General features: G+C 57.8%; 19 protein-coding genes. 8 read left to right on the top strand and 11 right to left on the bottom strand.

Going from position 1 to position 18,111, the window contains the following annotated elements:
- Positions 1 to 318 precede the first annotated feature (318 nt).
- A complete protein-coding gene (locus tag HX884_RS13400) occupies positions 319 to 1,134 on the top strand; it encodes a transcriptional regulator (protein WP_038984748.1) in 816 nt (271 codons plus the stop codon).
- A complete protein-coding gene (locus tag HX884_RS13395) occupies positions 1,131 to 1,610 on the top strand; it encodes a membrane protein (protein WP_013098483.1) in 480 nt (159 codons plus the stop codon). The genes HX884_RS13400 and HX884_RS13395 overlap by 4 nt, the downstream gene beginning before the upstream one ends.
- Here the strand turns inward: HX884_RS13395 and HX884_RS13390 are convergent.
- Complete coding sequence (locus HX884_RS13390) at positions 1,588 to 1,833, bottom strand: SymE family type I addiction module toxin (RefSeq protein ID WP_013098482.1); 246 nt, start codon at positions 1,831 to 1,833, stop codon at positions 1,588 to 1,590. The genes HX884_RS13395 and HX884_RS13390 overlap by 23 nt on opposite strands.
- A gap of 174 nt (positions 1,834 to 2,007) precedes the next feature.
- On the opposite strand from HX884_RS13390, the gene HX884_RS13385 reads away from it, so the two are divergent.
- A complete protein-coding gene (locus HX884_RS13385) occupies positions 2,008 to 2,352 on the top strand; it encodes a nitrous oxide-stimulated promoter family protein (protein WP_028028023.1) in 345 nt (114 codons plus the stop codon).
- A gap of 5 nt (positions 2,353 to 2,357) precedes the next feature.
- On the opposite strand, the gene HX884_RS13380 is transcribed toward HX884_RS13385, so the two are convergent.
- The 10 genes from HX884_RS13380 to hypA all read right to left on the bottom strand — a co-directional run bounded on the left by HX884_RS13380 (position 2,358) and on the right by hypA (position 12,288).
- On the bottom strand, positions 2,358 to 3,578 hold the full coding sequence (locus tag HX884_RS13380) for an MFS transporter (RefSeq protein WP_045294982.1): 1,221 nt from the start codon (positions 3,576 to 3,578) through the stop codon (positions 2,358 to 2,360).
- Positions 3,579 to 3,592: 14 nt separating this feature from the next.
- Entirely contained in the window at positions 3,593 to 4,354 is a 762-nt protein-coding gene (locus HX884_RS13375; RefSeq protein ID WP_013098479.1) for an ABC transporter ATP-binding protein, read from the bottom strand.
- Positions 4,354 to 5,391 carry an iron ABC transporter permease gene (locus tag HX884_RS13370; protein ID WP_178328327.1) on the bottom strand — a complete coding sequence of 346 codons (1,038 nt, stop codon included), beginning with the start codon at positions 5,389 to 5,391 and terminating at the stop codon, positions 4,354 to 4,356. Before HX884_RS13370 ends, HX884_RS13375 begins: the two co-directional genes overlap by 1 nt.
- Positions 5,391 to 6,389, bottom strand: a complete 999-nt coding sequence (locus HX884_RS13365; protein WP_047352298.1) for an ABC transporter substrate-binding protein — start codon at positions 6,387 to 6,389, stop codon at positions 5,391 to 5,393. The genes HX884_RS13370 and HX884_RS13365 overlap by 1 nt, the downstream gene beginning before the upstream one ends.
- Positions 6,390 to 6,540: 151 nt before the next feature.
- Entirely contained in the window at positions 6,541 to 8,613 is a 2,073-nt protein-coding gene (flhA, locus tag HX884_RS13360) for a formate hydrogenlyase transcriptional activator FlhA (protein WP_178328326.1), read from the bottom strand.
- Between the two features lie 63 nt (positions 8,614 to 8,676).
- Positions 8,677 to 9,687 (bottom strand): hydrogenase expression/formation protein HypE, encoded by a 1,011-nt coding sequence (gene hypE, locus HX884_RS13355; RefSeq protein ID WP_178328325.1) that lies wholly within the window; start codon positions 9,685 to 9,687, stop codon positions 8,677 to 8,679.
- Positions 9,684 to 10,805, bottom strand: a complete 1,122-nt coding sequence (hypD, locus tag HX884_RS13350; RefSeq protein WP_178328324.1) for a hydrogenase formation protein HypD — start codon at positions 10,803 to 10,805, stop codon at positions 9,684 to 9,686. Before hypD ends, hypE begins: the two co-directional genes overlap by 4 nt.
- A gap of 2 nt (positions 10,806 to 10,807) precedes the next feature.
- Positions 10,808 to 11,080 (bottom strand): HypC/HybG/HupF family hydrogenase formation chaperone, encoded by a 273-nt coding sequence (locus tag HX884_RS13345; protein ID WP_020689280.1) that lies wholly within the window; start codon positions 11,078 to 11,080, stop codon positions 10,808 to 10,810.
- Positions 11,071 to 11,934, bottom strand: coding sequence for a hydrogenase nickel incorporation protein HypB (gene hypB, locus HX884_RS13340; RefSeq protein ID WP_178328323.1), 864 nt, complete (start codon positions 11,932 to 11,934; stop codon positions 11,071 to 11,073). Before hypB ends, HX884_RS13345 begins: the two co-directional genes overlap by 10 nt.
- A 3-nt stretch (positions 11,935 to 11,937) precedes the next feature.
- Positions 11,938 to 12,288, bottom strand: coding sequence for a hydrogenase maturation nickel metallochaperone HypA (gene hypA / locus HX884_RS13335; protein WP_014833056.1), 351 nt, complete (start codon positions 12,286 to 12,288; stop codon positions 11,938 to 11,940).
- Positions 12,289 to 12,498: 210 nt separating this feature from the next.
- On the opposite strand from hypA, the gene hycA reads away from it, so the two are divergent.
- The 5 genes from hycA (at position 12,499) to hycE (ending at position 18,103) form a co-directional block, all read left to right on the top strand.
- The gene (gene hycA, locus HX884_RS13330; protein WP_013098469.1) at positions 12,499 to 12,963 is read left to right on the top strand and encodes a formate hydrogenlyase regulator HycA; all 465 of its coding nucleotides are present in this window, start codon (positions 12,499 to 12,501) and stop codon (positions 12,961 to 12,963) included.
- 70 nt (positions 12,964 to 13,033) lie between these two features.
- Positions 13,034 to 13,642, top strand: coding sequence for a 4Fe-4S dicluster domain-containing protein (locus tag HX884_RS13325; RefSeq protein ID WP_178328322.1), 609 nt, complete (start codon positions 13,034 to 13,036; stop codon positions 13,640 to 13,642).
- Positions 13,639 to 15,453, top strand: a complete 1,815-nt coding sequence (hycC, locus tag HX884_RS13320) for a formate hydrogenlyase subunit 3 (protein ID WP_178328321.1) — start codon at positions 13,639 to 13,641, stop codon at positions 15,451 to 15,453. The genes HX884_RS13325 and hycC overlap by 4 nt, the downstream gene beginning before the upstream one ends.
- A 1-nt stretch (position 15,454) precedes the next feature.
- Positions 15,455 to 16,378, top strand: a complete 924-nt coding sequence (locus HX884_RS13315) for a respiratory chain complex I subunit 1 family protein (RefSeq protein ID WP_178328320.1) — start codon at positions 15,455 to 15,457, stop codon at positions 16,376 to 16,378.
- Positions 16,379 to 16,393: 15 nt separating this feature from the next.
- Positions 16,394 to 18,103 (top strand): formate hydrogenlyase subunit HycE, encoded by a 1,710-nt coding sequence (gene hycE, locus HX884_RS13310; RefSeq protein ID WP_029883192.1) that lies wholly within the window; start codon positions 16,394 to 16,396, stop codon positions 18,101 to 18,103.
- Positions 18,104 to 18,111 lie beyond the last annotated feature (8 nt).

The raw sequence follows: 18,111 nt of genomic DNA, 5'->3' as shown, positions 1-18,111 counted from the left end.
TTAATCAGCGAGTCAGCTTGGGAAGAAATGACCTGCTTATTCGCACCTTCCCTAGAGGAACACCGCGCGATATTCCTTGCGCATTAAACGTAAACGGGAATAAAGGCGTCAGAATATAACGTCATCCTTTTTTCTGTTTCAGAAACGTATTTGTCTTCGATGTGGGGATAATATTCTATTATGCTCACATTGTTTTATTTCGGTGTTACTGCTGAACAAACACCATAACTTACTGCTTTGACAAGGAATATTCGCAGAGTATACTTGCTAACTCTGGCAACAGTTTTCTGATTCTGTTTATTGCATAGTGAGTCTCATATGTTCTGGATAATTAACGATAATATTAAATTTTGTCCAGAGAAAAACTTACTTGTCTCTATGACCCGACCGGAGTTGAGCGTCATTCTGACGACGCCAGCCAGTCGCTGTCTGGTTCTTCTGCTCGAGTCCGCCCCGGAAGTGGTTAATCAAAGGGATTTCTTCACTAAAGTTTGGGGTGAAGACGGAATGTTAGTTCCGGCCAATACCCTTTATCAGAATATCTCCATTATCCGGCGTGGGCTGCGCACGACGGGAGAGACTGACGACACGCTGGTTGCCACGGTACCCAGAAAAGGGTTCCAGATTAAAAAAGAAGTTAAGGTCAGCCGAATTGAAAACGACGTAACAGAATCAGAAAGCGCGATAGCAGAAGCCCAGCCTGTCAGCGGCTCGAAAGAGGTGATTGCGGAAACTGCTGCCGTTCAGGTGAAAGATAAGACCCCGCGTCATCACTATCGTCGCTATCTTCCACTGCTTTTTATGGCCCTCTCTTTTGGGCTGGGCTATTTTATTCTTCATCTGGCGGTCCATGACTATTCCAGAAAAGACTTTTTTAAAGACTACACCATAAGCAGTACGGAAAATGGCTGCCATTTTTTCTCACGAAACGATGATATTAAAAGCAGGGGTAACTTCACGCGTTATAAGCAAATTATCATGCGAACAGGGCTCGATTGTAAAAAATACCCCTGGGCCTACTTCTCTTCATCCAGCACGGCTCCGGCACTTTCTGTACTCATTTGCAGAAAACCGTATGAGCAAGAAGAAGATGCAGGATGCGTTACGCTTTATTTTAGGGGGTACAATCAGTGACTAAAAAGTCTACTGCCATCCTGTGTCTCGTCCTGTTTGCCGTTGGGGCGCTGACGTCCTGGCTTTATCATTATCACTTAGAAAAAAAACAAAATACGGAAGCCTGTTCAGTTTCTGTTGTTGTTTATCATGAAGATGCCCGCGCAAACCTGACGCTGGATTTTATGTACACCATGCAAAAGCAGACCGGGGTCATCGCGCTAAGCGGTACATATTTTAAAAACGACAAGGCGATAGCCTCTATCCGCCGGGATGTGTCTTATATCTGGACCGAAAACAAAGACTCTTTCCAGTTTACCTCCGTGAAGATCCATGAGGTTAATGAAGACTCCCTGCCGGATAATGTACTCGGCGACGTGTTGCCTGATTTCTTTATTTATCCGAACCATAAATTGAACTATACCATTCTGAAACAAGGGCCCAGAGGGTTTCTATTTACCGTCGGTAAGCGTCCTATTTTCTTCTGCTCTCGCTGAGATCTTCTTTCAGTAGTTCGATGACAATTTTCCCCTGTTCAACCCCCACCCTGACCTGAGAGTGGGTAGTAAACCCTGCCTGCTCCAGCCAATCGCCTTTTAAGCTCAACGCCGCATGTACGCTGTAACGTCGCGGGATTTTGGTCTTCCGGTCTTCGTGACGCTTTCGGAAATAACCGACTTTTAAGTGGCGATAGTGTTTGGTCGTGGCGATCTCTTGCATATAGCCTCCGTAACGATGAGCGACGCGTGTTGTTAATGCCTGTATAAAATACCAGTAAAAAAGGGTGGGGGTGGGCTTAATAGTGGAAGGCGGCTTCAGAAAACGAAATGCAACGACTGAAAAGTGGCAGATAAAGGAGTATTATTAATGCATGTTTTTAGTCGGTGAGCCGCTATGTCTGGTAAACGTATTTCACGGGAAAAAAAGACGATCGCCAGAATGATCGCTCTGTATGAAAAACAGTGCCCGGAGGCTTCTCAGGAAGAGGGACATTATCAGGCGCTGAATGCCTATGCGGATAAGCGTCTGGATAAGTGCGTCTTTGGTGAGGAAAAACCGGCCTGTAAACAGTGTCCTGTACACTGCTACCAGCCCGCCAGGCGTGAAGAGATGAAGCAGATTATGCGCTGGGCGGGGCCCCGCATGCTGTGGCGTCACCCCATCCTGACGGTACGCCATCTGCTTGACGATCGTCGCCCGGTACCGGAATTACCGGAAAAGTATCGCCCGAAAAAGTAACCGTCTCAGCGTGTGAAAGGGCGACAAATGATCTTCATGGCGATCGCGCTGCATAGCGGGAACAGGGCCAGCAGCAGCCAGGGGGACATCGCCTGCGGCGAAGGGACAAGCGCGCGATCCAGCAGACTGCCAAACAGCAAATTCCCCAGCAGCACCGCAACACCGCCTGCGGTGGCGAGTGCGCCGTAGTGCGCGCCAAGCGTCGATTCCTCCGCAAAGCGTGGAACCAGATCTTTCGCCGAGGGCACCAGCAGCATTTGCCCAAGCGTTAATAGCGCCACAAAACATACCGACGGCAGCAAGCGCAGCCAGCCTTCCGGCGGCACCGTCGGAGCGAACACCGCCACGCTCGCAAAAGATGCCGAGAGCAGTAAAAAGCCCACCGGCAAAATTCTCACCGCGCCCACGCGTCGTGCAAAGCGGGCCAGCGGAAGCTGCAAGGTGATGATCAGCACAGAGGCCAGCATAAACAGGGGGCCGAGATCTTTCTCGTTACCACCGGCACGCTGGATCTCTACGGGCAGCGCCAGATAGAGCTGGTTGTAGCTCAACAGCCACGAGCTGTAGGCGATGATAAAGGCGACAAAGCGCGGCTGACGGAAGGTTGTCCACCAGGGAACAATATTGAGTGCCTGCTTGCTGTGTTGCGCAGCCGGAAGGCAGAAGTAGAGTACAATCAGCGCGACGACGAAGACCCCCGCCCCCGCCAGCGCCACCTGGCGAAACCCCAGCCCCGTGAGCAACGCCCCGACAACCGGCCCCAGCACCGCGCCGAGTTCACCGCAGACGGCAAACAGCGCAAACCACTCTGCACGGCTGCGTTGACCTTTAGTCTCGCTATGCGTACCCGCCCTGGCCAGCAGCGCTTCGATGGAGGGAGAGAACAACGCGCCGCCAATACCAGTCAGACAGGCGCCAAGGATGATGGGCCAGAGCGCGTGTCCAAATGCCAGCAGCAGATAACCCGCAACGCGGATGACGCAGCCGCAGAGGATAATGATTTTGGCACCAAAGCGGTCTGAGAGCGCACCGCCGACGATGAACATCCCCTGCTGCGAAAAGGTACGCAGCCCCAGAATCAGCCCGATAAGGCCGCCGGAAAGCAGCATGTCATCGCGCAAAAAGATCGCCAGGAAGGGGACGACCGCGTAAAAACCGATGTTAAACACAAACTGGCTGCCCAGTATGACGGGCGGCCAGAGCGTTGTGGCAGGGCGCAGGGGCATCATGTTACGGGCGCTTAAACGATAAAGTGAATGTGCTTTTTGCCATGGAACGGCGAGATCTCGATTTTGGTTTTGACCCGAAAAACGTCCCAGAGCAACGCCTCAGAGAGGATCTCCTGCGGCGTTCCGGTGGCCACGATTTGCCCCTGCTGCATCACAATCAGCGAATCGCAGAACATCGATGCATGGTTGAGATCGTGAATAGCCACAATGCTGGTCACCGGCAGGTCGCTTATCAGGTGCATCAGCTGCATCTGATGGTGAATGTCCAGGTGGTTGGTCGGTTCATCCAGCAAAATTTCTGTAGGCGTCTGCGCCAGCGCCCTGGCGATATGCACGCGCTGGCGCTCCCCACCGGAGAGGCTCAGCCAGCCCTGATCGCTTTTTTCCAGCATATCCACCCGCTGCAGGGCGGCGGTAACGGTCTCGTCATCCTGCTTGCTCCAGTTCGAGAACGGGGAGTGATGCGGGATACGACCGAGTTTGACGACATCGCGAACGCGCATATTGGCATCGGTCATACCGTGCTGTTCAACGAAGGCCACCCGGCGCGCAAGCTGCTTTTTGGCGATGCGGGAAATGTCCTGACCGTCCAGCGTCACACAGCCCGCATCCGGGCGGCGCAGGCCAGCCAGAATGCGCAAAAGCGATGATTTACCGCAACCATTAGGGCCAAGCAGACCTACCGTTTCACCGCGCGCCACCTTGAGCGACACGTTATTGACGATGACCTTTTTGCCTACCTTCCAGGTAATATTTTCAGCGCAGATACTCATTACTTATTCCTTGAGCGGTAGATGATCACGGCAAAGAACGGCACGCCAACCAGGGCGGTTACCACCCCGACGGGCAGACTTTGCGGGGCAATCAGCATGCGCGAGGCGATATCTGCCAGCACCATCAGGATCGCCCCCGCCAGTGCGCTGGCAATCAGCAGAGTACGATGCAGAGGACCGAACAAGAAACGCATGACGTGCGGAACCACCAGCCCGACAAAGCCGATTGAGCCCGCCATGCTGACGATGGTTGCAGTAATCAATGCGGTGGTGGTAAAGAGCGCCAGGCGCACCCAGGGGACGGCAATCCCCAGCGAGGCCGCGGCGTCGTCACCAAAGGTAAAGGCATCCAGCGCCCGGGAATAGTAGAGGCAAATGGCTAACCCAATCAGCACCACAACCAGTGCCAGCTGGAATTCAAGCCAGCGTACACCGCTAAAGCTGCCCAGCAGCCAGAACATCACATCCCGCGCCTGCTGCGCGCTGGCAGAGGTGCTGATGGTATAGGCGGTGATGGCGTTGAAGAGCTGAGAGGCGGCTACGCCCGCCAGAATGGTGCGCTCGTTGCCGCCGCGTGCGCCGTTGGTCAGAAAGGCGACAAACGCAAAGGCGGCGAATGCGCCAGCAAACGCGCCCGCAGAGAGCGACACCGCGCCGGTCCCCATCCCCAGCACCACGACGGAAACCGCGCCGGTGGACGCCCCCGCAGAGACGCCGAGCACGTAAGGTTCAGCCAGCGCGTTTTTCAGCAGGCTCTGCAAAACCGCGCCGCAGATAGCCAGCCCCGCGCCGCAGCAGGCCGCCACCAGCGCGCGGCTCAGGCGGAAGTCCCAGATCACGCTCTCATAGATGCGGTTGAGCGGAACCGCGGTCAGCCCCAGCTTATTACCGATAGCATAAAAGACATTGGACAGCGGAATCGACAACTCTCCGACGCTTACGCCTAGGGCTATCACCAGAAACAACAGGACAATAGCCAGCAGGGCGGAAGTGGTCAGGAACAGGCCCTGTCGGGCCTGAAGTACGGCTGCCGTCATCAGTTCAGCCCCAGTTTTCTGAGCTGTTCGCCCACCTGTTCAGCGCCATAAATGGTACGGATCGTCGGGTTCATTGCCTGGCCGTCCATCACCACGATATGGCCTTTTTTGACGGCATCAAGCTGGCTGACGGCCGGATCGCTTTTCAGGAATTTGATTTTCGCTTCCGCGTTATCCAGCGCCCAGCGGTTACGGTCGAGGCTTGAGACCACAATCACGTCCGGGTTAGCGGCAATGATGCTTTCCCAGCCCACGGTTGGCCATTCGGCCTCGGCGGTGATGGCGTTATGGCCACCCAGTACGTCAGCGATAAAGCCTGAGGCGCTGTTTTTACCGCCCACGTAGGCATCAGCAGAAGGAGAGGCGCTTGAGAACCAGAACACAAAGGAGAGGTCTTTTTTGCTTTTGCCAAATTCTTTGCGCAGGTCTGCCTCACGTTTTTTAAAGCTGGCGATAACGGCCTGACCACGGTCTTCAACGTTGAAAATTTTGGCGAAATCTTCAATCTCTTTATAAAGGTATGTCATGTCCCACAGCTTCTGGCGGCTGCCGTACATATCGCCCGAGGCTTTTTTAGTGGCGCACATGCCCGGTGATAAATAGCTGTTCACGCCGACGGTAGCCAGATCCTCACGTTTTGCGACCTTACTTTCTGGCCCGAGCAGCAGCGGCAATTGTGCAGGAACAAAATCGGGGTTTTGCGCAAGGATAGATTCCAGCGTAGGAATTTCGACGGTGAGCGTTTTGATTTTGGCATTCTGTTCCGCCAGCTGCGGCAGCACTTTGGTCGGCCAGAAGGCGCTGGCCTTCACCTTATCTTCCAGACCCAGCAGAAGCAAAATCTCAACGGTATTTTGACCAAGGGCCACGACGCGTTCCGGCGCTTTGGTGAAGGTCTCTTTATAACCGCAGTTTTCAATGGTCAGAGGATAAGTGGTTGCCAGAGCAGAACTGACCGACGCAACCGCCAGGCCTAACGCGCAGATGACCTTCTTCATTAAACGCTACCCTTCATTAAAGTTATTTTTGATGCAAATGAAACTCATTATTAAGGCGGAATTTTATACAGAGGAAAATATTGTGTGTCAATGAGGGACAATAACGCAGGGTGACAAAAGGCGGTGCCAGAAAGCACCGCCGGAGTGCGCCTTAAATCAGGCTCTCTTTATCTATTCCAAGGCGCTTCATGCGCGACAGCAGGGTGGTGCGTTTTAACCCCAGACGCTGGGCTGCCCCTTTCGGCCCGGCCACCACGCCGTTGGTCTCTTTCAGCACGCGGACAATCAATTGATATTCATCTTCCCCGTCCTGGGCCACGTCGGTCGCGGCCGCGGGAGAGTCCGGCAGAGAAACCTCCGGCAGGGAGAGTTGCAGCACATTACCGCGCGTCAGCAGCACCGCACGCTCAATGACGTTTTCCAGCTCGCGCACGTTGCCGGGCCACTCCATCGAGGAAAGGGTGCGTAACGTCTCGGCGGGAATGCTGTCGATGTTGCGTCCCATCCGGCGGGCAATTTTGGCGGTAAACGCTTTGACCAGCAGCGGGATATCTTCCGGGCGCTCGCGCAGGGGCGGCAGGCAAATCGGGAACACGTTCAGGCGATAGTAGAGGTCGCTGCGAAACTCGCGGTCGGCGACCATTTTTTTCAGATCGCGGTTGGTGGCGGCAATCAGCCGCACGTCGGTCTGAATCAGCTTATTGCTGCCAAGACGTTCGAACTCCTGTTCCTGCAGCACGCGCAGCAGTTTAGGCTGTAGCTCCAGCGGCATATCGCCCACTTCGTCGAGGAACAGCGAGCTTTTATCCGCCAGTTCAAAACGGCCCAGTCGCTGGCTGCTGGCACCGGTAAACGCGCCGCGCTCATGGCCAAAGAGATCGCTTTCCAGCAGACCCGCAGGCATGGCGGCACAGTTCATTTTCACCATCCGGCGGCTGTTGCGGTTGCTGAGATTGTGGATCGCGCGGGCAATCAGCTCCTTACCCGTACCGGTTTCGCCCAGGATCAGCACTGTACTGTCGCTTTGCGCGACCATCTCCACCTGTTTGAGCACGCTGTACATGGCATCGCTGCGTCCAATGATTTCGCCAAACTCGCTGTCGACATTGTTAAGCTGTTCCGTCAGCGCCAGGTTTTCATCCACCAGCCGTTCTTTCAGACGGTGGATCTCCTGATACGCCAGCGCGTTATCCAGCGCGATGGAGATACGCTCGGCAATCTGACGCAGCAGCTTCAGGTTGGCGGTGGTGAACACCCCTTCCTCACACTGCGCCAGCTTGAGAACGCCCAGCATGGTGTCACCGGACATCAACGGCAGCAGGCACAGGGTCTGGATTTTGTTGCCCCAGATGTTAAACAGCATTCGCTCGTAAGGCGCCATCACATCCTGCTCGCTGAGATTGAGCAGCAGGATCTCCTTACTTTTAAACACCCGTTCAGAAAGGGTTCCCGCTTCATCCACCTCGCTCTGCTCATGGGCCGGGTTCGCTTCGTCGAGATAGTGCGTGGAGTAGATGTTGAGCTTGCCCTTGCGATGGCCGCGCAAGGCAATGCTGATGGCGTCAATTTTGAAGTAGTGATGGATCTCCTTCGACACTTCGCTGACCAGCTCATCCATGTCGAGACGGGAGAGCACGGCGTTGGTGATTGCCACCAGAATGCGGAAGTTGTCACGCTCACGGCTCAGCAGGTCGTAATCCACATTATTGCTGACGCGGCTTTGGATCTGCTCGGCGACGACGGCCACTATCTGGGTGAAGGTGTGCAGACGCTCATATTCCGCCTCGCTCCATGGCTGGTCGGTATTACGGATAAACTCGCAGCCACCAAAAATGTGGCCTTCCACCGCCAGCGGCAGCAGGCTGTAATGACCAAACGGCTGATATAAGGCGCTCCGGGCCAGCATCGGCCACGCCTGACGGAACTCCTCAAAATTGCAGTGCAGCGCTTCCGGCCGGGAAAGAATACGGCGTATCGGCCCGTGAGCGAGATACGTTTCGTCTTCGTATTCAAACGCTTTTCCGTTTTCTCGTGTGGAGAAGTAGCTCGCACGATGGCTCCCGCTATGCCAGAGCACAATGGCGGAGCTGTCTGCCAGTGCAGATTGCCTGACCAGACGCGTCAGGGCATCGCTCAGCGCACCCTGGTCGGGCTGCTGTAAAAGTGTTCGCGTAATGTCGAACAGACCCTGCTGTCCGAGATCGCTCATCGGTGTATACGGCATAGTGCTTTCCAGTAGAAACGGGCAAAAAAAATAAATTCCGTGCCGACCGCTTTTCGCGCGGTTCTAGCAAATGCGGGGTAACGGTTCCGCGTGCGGCAGATCCAGCGTGCGCTTCACGCCATACAGTCCGGCCAGGCGCACCCCTTTGCGCTCAACCACCACACCAATTATCGCGGCCTCTTTTCCTGACGGATGCGCCCGCAACTGTTCAAGTACGGCTTCGGCCGCGGTGCGCTCAACGCCTATCACCAGCTTGCCTTCATTAGCAAAATTGAGCGGATCCAGTCCCAGCAGCTCGCACAGCCCGCGAACCGCAGGCTTCACGGGCAGGCTGCGCTCAGTAAGTTCAATACCGCAGCCGCAGCAGGCCGCGAACTCATGCACCACGGCATTGACGCCGCCACGGGTGGCATCCCGCAGGGCTTTCACGCCGGGGATCGCCCGCAGCGTCTGGATAAGCGGGGTGAGCACCGCGCAGTCGCTGCGCAGTTCCCCGTCCAGCCCCAGCCCTTCGCGCAGATTAAGGATGGTCGCCCCGTGACAGCCCAGTGTGCCGCTGACCAGCAGCACGTCGCCCACGGCCAGTTGCTGCGCGCCCCAGTGAATATCGGCAGGGATCGCCCCCATCCCGGCGGTGTTGATAAAGAGCTTATCCGCCGCGCCGCGCTGCACCACCTTGGTATCGCCGGTGACGATAGCAATCCCTGCCTCGCGCGCGGTGTGCGCCATGCTGCTGACCACCGCCGCGAGTGTCTCTATCGGCAAACCTTCTTCAAGGATAAATCCGCAGGAGAGGTAGCGCGGAATGGCACCACTGACGGCGACATCGTTCGCGGTACCGCAGACTGCCAGCTTGCCGATATCGCCGCCGGGGAAGAATAGCGGGTCAATCACATAGCTGTCGGTGGAGAAGGCCAGCCTGTCGCCCTGGGCGGTGAGGGAAGCGAGGTCAATGCGGGCCTGGTCTTCCTGCTCGGCGAGCCAGGGGTTATCAAAGGCCTCCATAAACAGCCGGTTTATCAGCTGCTGCATCGCCAGACCGCCGCTGCCGTGTGCCATTTCAACCGTGTTCATGCTTCACTCTCCTGGTTGCGGTACTGATACCACGCGGCACATGCCCCTTCGGAAGAGACCATCAGCGCGCCAAATGCCGTTTGCGGGTTACAGGTATTGCCAAATAACGGGCAGTGGTGGGGTTTACATCTTCCGGTAAGGACCTCGCCGCAGCGGGCCTGGGGATCGTCGCAAACCTGTTGTGGCTGTGGGCGGAAATGCGTTTCTGCATCAAACGACCGGTAGGCTGGGGTCAGGCGCACGCCGGATTCAGCAATCAACCCCAGCCCGCGCCACTCGCTGTCGCCCTCAACGCTAAATACGTCAGCTATCGCCTGCTGCGCCCGTTCATTTCCGGCATCCGGCACCACGCGGCGGTACTGATTTTCCACCGCGCTCAGGGCTGCTATTTTCTGCTCAACCAGCATGGTGACGCCTTGCAGTAGATCAAGAGGTTCGAAACCAGCGACGACTAACGGGCGATGGTAATCGTCAGCGATAAAGCCGTAGGCCCCGGTACCGATCACCATGCTGACATGGCCCGGTGCCAGGAACGCGTCAATGCCGTTATCCGGGGCGTCCAGCAGGCTGCGCAGCGTCGGAATAAGCGTAATGTGCTGACAAAAAAAGAAAAAATTGGTGACGTTGCTGCGTTTTGCCTGCTGCAGCGTGATCGCCGTAGCGGGCATGGTGGTCTCAAAACCCAGCCCGAAAAATACCACCTTTCGGCCTGGGTTATCGGTTGCAAGCTTCAGGGCATCAATCGGCGAGTACACGATGCGCACATCCGCGCCGCGCGCTTTGGCCTGCAGCAGCGAGCCCTTTTTCCCCGGCACGCGCATCGCGTCGCCAAAGGTACAGAAAATGACGTCAGGCTGGCTGGCGATCTCGATACAGCTGTCAATGCGCCCCATGGGCAGCACGCAAACCGGGCAGCCCGGGCCGTGGATAAACTCAATGTTGTCCGGCAGCAGCTGATCGAGGCCAAATTTGAAAATGGCATGGGTGTGCCCGCCGCAGACTTCCATGATCCGCAGCGGCTTTTCCGCCGTGTGTTTCAGCAGGGCGGCCCGCGTTTTCAGATGACCGATAAGCTGCATCACCTGCTCAGGTGCGCGGTATTCATCAACGTAACGCATAATTACCGCTCCTCGCCGTACAGCAGCGCGCCGACGTCCGGCTCCACATCGAACATGTTCTGCAGGGCATCCAGCGTGTCGCGCGCTTCCGCTTCATTAATCACGCTCATGGCAAACCCCACGTGTACCAGCACCCACTGACCAAGGCGCGAGACGCCCGTCTCATCGGTGCTGCCCACCAGCGTTAAATCGACGTCACGCAATATGCCGCAGACCTCCACTTTGGCCTGGTTTCCGTCAATGGAATGGATTTGTCCAGGGACGCCTATGCACATCGTTCACTCTCCAGCCAGTTTAGCCAGTGCGCCATGCCGTCGCCGCGCGTGGCGGAGACCAGCAGGATCGCAATGTCCGGGTTAACTTCACGGGCATAAGCCAGACATTTATCCACGTCGAAATTCAGGTACGGCAGCAGGTCGACTTTGTTCAGCAGCATCAGCGACGCGGCGGCAAACATATGCGGATATTTGAGCGGCTTGTCTTCTCCTTCGGTCACCGAGAGGACCGCCACTTTATGCCGCTCCCCGAGATCGAAGCTGGCCGGGCAGACCAGATTGCCGACGTTTTCGATAAACAGAATGCCGTTATCCTCCAGTGGCAGACGCGGCGCGGCATCGGCAATCATCTGCGCATCCAGATGGCAGCCTTTACCGTTATTGACCTGAATCGCCGGGGTGCCGGTTTCACGAATACGGGCGGCATCGTTGACCGTTTGCTGATCGCCTTCGATCACCGCGCAGGAGACGCGTTCGTTCAGGCGTTTGAGCGTTTCCGTCAGCAGCGTGGTTTTGCCGGAGCCGGGGCTGGAGACGAGGTTGAGCACCAGCTGTTGACGTGCGGCAAACCGGGCGCGGTTGCGGGCGGCGATCTGGTTGTTTTTATCGAGTACGTTGATTTCTACGTTCAGCATCTGGCGCTGGCTCATGCCCGGCGCATGGGTACCCGCCTCGCCGTGGCCGTAATGAAGATCGCCCATATCGGAGCGTTGAGGCGCAAAGCGAATCCCGGTGAGTGCCGCTGCCGGACGCGGTGCGGGGGTAAAAGGGGCGGAGCGAAACGCGGAGTGAGGACGGTGTTCATCCCCTTCGATATACAGGTTGCCTTCGGCGCAACCGCAGGTACTACACATACTTTACTCCTTCTCGATTTCAAGGCGTTGGATCTGCATCCCGTCATCCGCCACGATGCGAAGGCCGGTGTGCTGACACTGTGGGCAGCGCTGGACCTTCGACGACAGCAGGGTGACGTACTGCTGACACTGCTCGCACCAGCACTCCGCCTGTTGCTCTTCAATATGAAGTTCGCAGCCTTCCGCCAGCGTGCCGCGGCACACCAGCTCAAAACAGAAGGTGAGGGCGCTGGTTTCGACGCAGGAAAAGGCCCCGACCTTCAGCCAGACGCCGGTCACGCGCGTCGCGTGGTTTTGCGCTGCCTGCTGTTCGATGAGTTCCAGTGCCCGCTGGCAGAGGGTGATTTCGTGCATAACGCCTCCTTAATGAATTGCCCCGTTAATGCAATAACAATGCCAGCCTGGTTTTGGTTAGGGGGTGACGATGTCAACGCTGTCGAAATGACACGTCGACACCCTCTTGTTGACAGCCTGTTTTGAATTAAATCCATTAAATATCAATGTATTAAAAACTGGCATGGAATCTGCTTAACAGCCGCTATCTCCATTAACCGGATACCTTCTATGACTATTTGGGAAATTAGCGAAAAAGCGGATTACATCGCGCAGCGTCACCAGCAGTTACAGGACCAGTGGCACCTTTACTGCAACTCGCTGGTCCAGGGGATCACCCTCTCCAAAGCCCGTCTTCACCACGCTATGAGCTGTGCGGCGCAGGGGGATATGCGCTTTGTTTTGTTCGGCCATTTCACGATTTACGTCACCCTGGCCGACACCTTCAACAGTCACACCATTGAGTACTACGTCGAGACAAAAGAGGGTGAAAAACAGTGTATTGCGAAGGCGCAACTGATGGCCGACGGCATGGTTGACGGTCACGTCAGCAACCGCGATCGCCAGCAGGTGCTGGAGCACTATCTGGAAAAAATCGCGCCGGTTTATAACGGTCTGTACACCGCCGTAGAGCACGATCTTCCGGTCAACCTGAAGCAGCTGATGGATGAACACGCCTCAGCGGACGTGGCCTGATCATCACGTGTCGAGAAGTGTCGACATGACAGTTTTTCGTCAAAAATGACTATCACCAGAGGATGACCCGGTGAACCGTTTTGTAATTGCTGACTCGACGGTCTGTATTGGCTGTCGAACCTGTGAGGCGGCCTGTTCGGAAACGCACCGCCTGCACGGGCTCCAGTCCATGCCGCGCCTGCGCGTCATGCGTAATGAAAAAGAGTCTGCCCCGCAGCTCTGCCACCACTGTGAAGATGCGCCGTGCGCGGGCGTCTGTCCGGTGAATGCCATCACCCGCGTTGACGGCGCGGTACAGCTGAACGAAAGCCTGTGCGTGAGCTGCAAGCTGTGCGGCATAGCCTGCCCGTTCGGTGCGATTGAATTTTCCGGCAGCCGTCCGCTGCATATTCCGGCGAATGCCAACACCCCAAAAGCGCCACCTGCTCCCCCGGCTCCGGCACGTGTCAGTACGCTGCTTGACTGGGTGCCCGGCGTGCGTGCGGTGGCGGTGAAGTGCGACCTGTGCAGCTTCGATGAGCAGGGCCCGGCCTGCGTGCGCACCTGCCCGACCAAAGTGCTGATTCTGGTCAACATTCGCGATATTGCCCGCACCAGCAAACGCAAGCGCGAGCTGACCATTAATACCGACGTCGGCGATCTTTCTCTGCTTCAGGCGCTTAACGAGGGGGCGAAATGAACGCGATATTCATGATTAACAGCGCCGTGGCGTACTTTGCCGCCGCTGCTGTGCTGGCGTGGCTCCTGTCATTCCATAAAACCCTGAGCGGCTGGATCGCCGGTATCGGCGGGGCGGTGGGCAGCCTGATGACGCTGGCAGCAGGTACGGCAGTGTTACTCAGCGGCCAGACCGCCGAAGCAATGATTCCGATCGTCCGTCATACCGTTCAGCTCACGCCGCTGAACGCCATCTGGCTGGTGACCTTTGGCCTGTGCGGGGTGTTTATCAGCCTGTTCAATATTGACTGGCACCGCCATCAGCACACCCGCGCGAATGGTCTGCTGGTTAACCTGCTGATGGCGTCGGCGGTCTGCACCGTCATTGCCAGCAACCTCGGCGCGCTGGTGGTGATGGCGGAGATCATGGCGCTCTGCGGCGTATTCCTGACGGGATGTAGCGCCTCCGGCAAGCTGTGGTTTGCGCTCGGTCGCCTCGGCACGCTGCTGCTGGCGCTGGCCTGCTGGCTGGTGTGGCAACGTTTCGGCACGCTCGACTTCGCAGCGCTTAACGGTCAGCCGCTGGGAAATGACGTCTGGCTGCTGGGCGTGGTGGGCTTTGGCCTGCTGGCCGGGATCATCCCCCTGCACGGCTGGGTGCCGCAGGCGCACGCGAATGCCTCTGCACCCGCTGCCGCGCTGTTTTCCACCGTGGTGATGAAAGTCGGTCTGTTCGGCATTCTGACGATCACCCTGACTGGCGGCCAGCCGCCGCTGTGGTGGGGTGTCGCGCTGCTTATCGCAGGTATGGTTACCGCCTTTGTCGGCGGGCTGTATGCGCTGATGGAGCACAACATTCAGCGTCTGCTGGCGTACCACACCCTGGAAAATATCGGCATTATCCTGCTCGGCATCGGCGCAGGCGTGACCGGCTTGGCACTTAATCAACCGGCGCTGATTGCCGCCGGGTTTATCGGGGGGCTGTATCACCTCGTTAACCACAGCCTGTTTAAAAGCACCCTGTTCCTGGGCGCGGGCAGCGTCTGGTTCCGTACCGGTCATCGGGATATCGAAAAACTCGGCGGCATTGGCAAAAAGATGCCGGTGATTTCTCTCGCCATGCTGGTCGGGCTGATGGCGATGGCCGCGTTGCCGCCGCTGAACGGCTTTGCGGGCGAGTGGGTGATCTACCAGTCCTTCTTCGCGCTCGGTCAGAGCGACGCCTTTATCGCCCGGCTGCTCGGCCCGCTGCTGGCGGTTGGGCTGGCGATAACCGGGGCGCTGGCGGTGATGTGTATGGCAAAAGTCTACGGCGTCACCTTCCTCGGCGCACCGCGCACGCGGGAAGCGGAAAACGCCTGCTGCGCCCCGATACTGATGTGTGCCAGCGTGGTCGCGCTGGCGCTGTGCTGCATCGCGGGCGGGGTCGCCGCCCCATGGCTGCTGCCGCTGCTGGGTAACGCCATTCCACTGCCGCTGACCACCGCCCATACCATCGTCTCCCAGCCGATGATGGCGCTGCTGCTGATTGCTGCACCGCTGCTGCCGTTTGTGCTGATGCTGTTCTTCAGGCGCGACCGACTCCCCTCCCGCTCGCGCGGCGCGGCCTGGGCCTGTGGCTACGAACACGAACAATCGATGGTCATCACCGCCCACGGTTTTGCCATGCCGGTGAAAGAGAACTTCGCTGCCGTGCTGAAGCTGCGCCACTGGCTGAACCCGGTGGGCTGGATGCCGGGCTGGCAGAGCGCCGCTGTACCTGCGCTGTTCCGCCGTCTGGCGCTGATCGAGCTGGCGGTGCTGGTGGTCATTGTGATTTCACGAGGAGCCTGACATGAGTCTGTTACTGGCAATACTTCAGGCGCTGGTGCTGTTCGCCGTTGCGCCACTGCTGTCGGGCATCACGCGCGTGGCGCGCGCCCGGATGCACAACCGTCGCGGGCCTGGCGTGCTCCAGGAGTACCGCGATCTCTTCAAGCTGCTCTCCCGCCAGAGCGTGGCGCCGGATGCCGCAGGCTGGGTCTTCCGCCTGACGCCGTTCGTAATGGTCGGCGTGATGCTGACCATCGCCACCGCGCTGCCGGTGGTCACGGTAGGCTCGCCGCTGCCTGCACTTGGGGATCTGATTACGCTGATTTACCTCTTCGCCATTGCCCGCTTCTTCTTTGCTATTGCGGGCCTGGATACCGGCAGCCCGTTTACCGGTATCGGCGCCAGCCGCGAGGCGATGCTGGGCGTGCTGGTCGAACCGATCCTGCTGCTGGGGCTGTGGGTGGCCGCGCAGGTCGCGGGTTCCACCCATATCAGCTTTATCACCCACACCGTTTACCACTGGCCGGTGTCACGTACCCTCCCGCTAGTGCTGGCCCTTTGCGCCTGCGCGTTCGCCACCGTTATTGAGATGGGCAAATTGCCGTTTGACCTCGCAGAAGCCGAGCAGGAGCTACAGGAAGGGCCGTTGACCGAATACAGCGGCTACGGCTTTGCGGTGCTTAAGTGGGGCATCAGCCTTAAGCAGCTGGTGGTCCTGCAGATGTTTGTTGGCGTCTTCTTCCCGTGGGGGCAGATGACGCACTTCTCCGCTGGAGGACTGATATTGGCCGTGGTGGTTGCCGCGCTCAAGCTGCTGGTCGGCGTGCTGGTGATTGCCCTGTTTGAAAACAGCATGGCACGTCTGCGCTTTGTCGCGACCTCGCGCATCACCTGGGCCGGTTTTGGTTTTGCATTTTTAGCGTTCGTCTCCTTGCTGGTGGCGTGATTAAAGAGAGTATTTATGTCTGAAGAAAAGAAAGGTCAGCAGTATCTCGCCGCGTTGCATCAGGCTTTTCCGGGTGTTGTGCTGGATGAAGGATGGCAGACCAAAGACCAGGTAACCGTCACCATTAAGGTGAACTATCTGCCGGAAGTGGTGGAATTTCTTTACTACCAGCAGGGCGGCTGGCTGTCGGTGCTGTTCGGCAATGACGAGCGTCAGCTGTGCGGCAATTACGCGGTGTACTACGTGATGTCGATGGAGCAGGGCGAGAAGTGCTGGCTTACCGTACGCGTGGAAGTCGACCCGAACAAGCCGGAGTACCCGTCCGTCACGCCCCGCGTGCCTGCCGCCGTCTGGGGCGAGCGCGAAGTGCGTGACATGTATGGCCTGGTGCCGGTGGGGCTGCCGGATGAACGCCGCCTGGTGCTGCCGGACGACTGGCCGGACGAACTGTATCCGCTGCGCAAAGACAGCATGGACTACCGCCAGCGTCCGGCCCCAACCACCGACAGCGAAACCTACGAGTTCATTAACGAACTCGGCAACAAAAAGAACAACGTGGTGCCGATTGGCCCGCTGCACGTCACCTCTGATGAACCAGGCCACTTCCGCCTGTTTGTTGATGGCGAAAACATTATCGACGCCGACTACCGCCTGTTCTACGTCCATCGCGGCATGGAGAAGCTGGCGGAAACCCGGATGGGCTATAACGAGGTGACATTCCTCTCGGACCGCGTGTGCGGCATCTGCGGCTTCGCCCACAGCACCGCCTATACCACCTCGGTGGAGAACGGCATGGGGATCGTGGTGCCGGAGCGCGCGCAGATGATCCGCGCCATTTTGCTGGAAGTGGAACGTCTGCACTCGCACCTGCTGAATCTCGGTCTGGCCTGTCACTTTGTCGGTTTCGACTCCGGGTTTATGCAGTTCTTCCGCGTGCGCGAGGCGTCGATGAAGATGGCGGAGATCCTCACCGGGGCGCGTAAAACCTACGGTCTGAACCTGATCGGTGGGATCCGCCGTGACCTGCTTAAAAACGACATGATCCAGACCCGACAGCTGGCACAGCAGATGCGTCGCGACGTGCAGGAGCTGGTGGATATGCTGCTCAGCACGCCCAACATCGAGCAGCGTACCGTGGGGATCGGCCGCCTTGATCCGGAGATCGCCCGTGACTTCAGCAACGTTGGCCCGATGGTGCGCGCCAGCGGCCACGCCCGCGACACCCGCGCCGATCACCCGTTTGTCGGTTACGGCCTGCTGCCAATGACCGTACACAGCGAACAGGGCTGCGACGTCATCTCCCGCCTGAAGGTGCGTATCAACGAGGTCTTCACCGCGCTGAATATGATCGACTTTGGGCTCGATAACCTGCCGGGCGGTCCGCTGATGGTGGAGGGCTTCACCTACATCCCGAACCGCTTTGCCCTCGGCTTTGCCGAAGCGCCGCGCGGGGACGACATCCACTGGAGCATGACCGGCGATAATCAGAAGCTTTACCGCTGGCGCTGCCGTGCGGCCACCTACGCCAACTGGCCAACCCTGCGCTATATGCTGCGCGGCAACACGGTCTCCGACGCGCCGCTGATCATCGGCAGCCTCGACCCGTGCTACTCCTGCACCGACCGCATGACCGTGGTGGACGTGCGCAAGAAGAAAAGCCAGGTGGTGCCGTACAAAGAGCTTGAGCGCTACAGCATCGAGCGTAAGAACTCGCCGCTGAAATAAGGACTCGT

The sequence above is a fragment of the Enterobacter sp. SECR19-1250 genome, from assembly GCF_013391025.1.
Taxonomy (GTDB): Bacteria; Pseudomonadota; Gammaproteobacteria; order Enterobacterales; family Enterobacteriaceae; genus Enterobacter; species Enterobacter cloacae.
This window is presented reverse-complemented; position numbering and strand designations above follow the sequence as displayed.

Bases quoted from the DNA above. Each gene is read 5' to 3' on its own strand.
- flhA (WP_178328326.1), bottom strand. From the start codon at position 8,613: ATGCCGTATACACCGATGAGCGATCTCGGACAGCAGGGTCTGTTCGAC.
- hycC (WP_178328321.1), top strand. From the start codon at position 13,639: ATGAACGCGATATTCATGATTAACAGCGCCGTGGCGTACTTTGCCGCC.
- HX884_RS13375 (WP_013098479.1), bottom strand. From the start codon at position 4,354: ATGAGTATCTGCGCTGAAAATATTACCTGGAAGGTAGGCAAAAAGGTC.
- hycA (WP_013098469.1), top strand. From the start codon at position 12,499: ATGACTATTTGGGAAATTAGCGAAAAAGCGGATTACATCGCGCAGCGT.
- hycE (WP_029883192.1), top strand. From the start codon at position 16,394: ATGTCTGAAGAAAAGAAAGGTCAGCAGTATCTCGCCGCGTTGCATCAG.
- hypB (WP_178328323.1), bottom strand. From the start codon at position 11,934: ATGTGTAGTACCTGCGGTTGCGCCGAAGGCAACCTGTATATCGAAGGG.
- HX884_RS13365 (WP_047352298.1), bottom strand. From the start codon at position 6,389: ATGAAGAAGGTCATCTGCGCGTTAGGCCTGGCGGTTGCGTCGGTCAGT.
- HX884_RS13400 (WP_038984748.1), top strand. From the start codon at position 319: ATGTTCTGGATAATTAACGATAATATTAAATTTTGTCCAGAGAAAAAC.
- HX884_RS13390 (WP_013098482.1), bottom strand. From the start codon at position 1,833: ATGCAAGAGATCGCCACGACCAAACACTATCGCCACTTAAAAGTCGGT.
- HX884_RS13345 (WP_020689280.1), bottom strand. From the start codon at position 11,080: ATGTGCATAGGCGTCCCTGGACAAATCCATTCCATTGACGGAAACCAG.
- hypA (WP_014833056.1), bottom strand. From the start codon at position 12,288: ATGCACGAAATCACCCTCTGCCAGCGGGCACTGGAACTCATCGAACAG.
- hypE (WP_178328325.1), bottom strand. From the start codon at position 9,687: ATGAACACGGTTGAAATGGCACACGGCAGCGGCGGTCTGGCGATGCAG.
- HX884_RS13370 (WP_178328327.1), bottom strand. From the start codon at position 5,391: ATGACGGCAGCCGTACTTCAGGCCCGACAGGGCCTGTTCCTGACCACT.
- HX884_RS13315 (WP_178328320.1), top strand. From the start codon at position 15,455: ATGAGTCTGTTACTGGCAATACTTCAGGCGCTGGTGCTGTTCGCCGTT.
- HX884_RS13385 (WP_028028023.1), top strand. From the start codon at position 2,008: ATGTCTGGTAAACGTATTTCACGGGAAAAAAAGACGATCGCCAGAATG.
- hypD (WP_178328324.1), bottom strand. From the start codon at position 10,805: ATGCGTTACGTTGATGAATACCGCGCACCTGAGCAGGTGATGCAGCTT.
- HX884_RS13380 (WP_045294982.1), bottom strand. From the start codon at position 3,578: ATGCCCCTGCGCCCTGCCACAACGCTCTGGCCGCCCGTCATACTGGGC.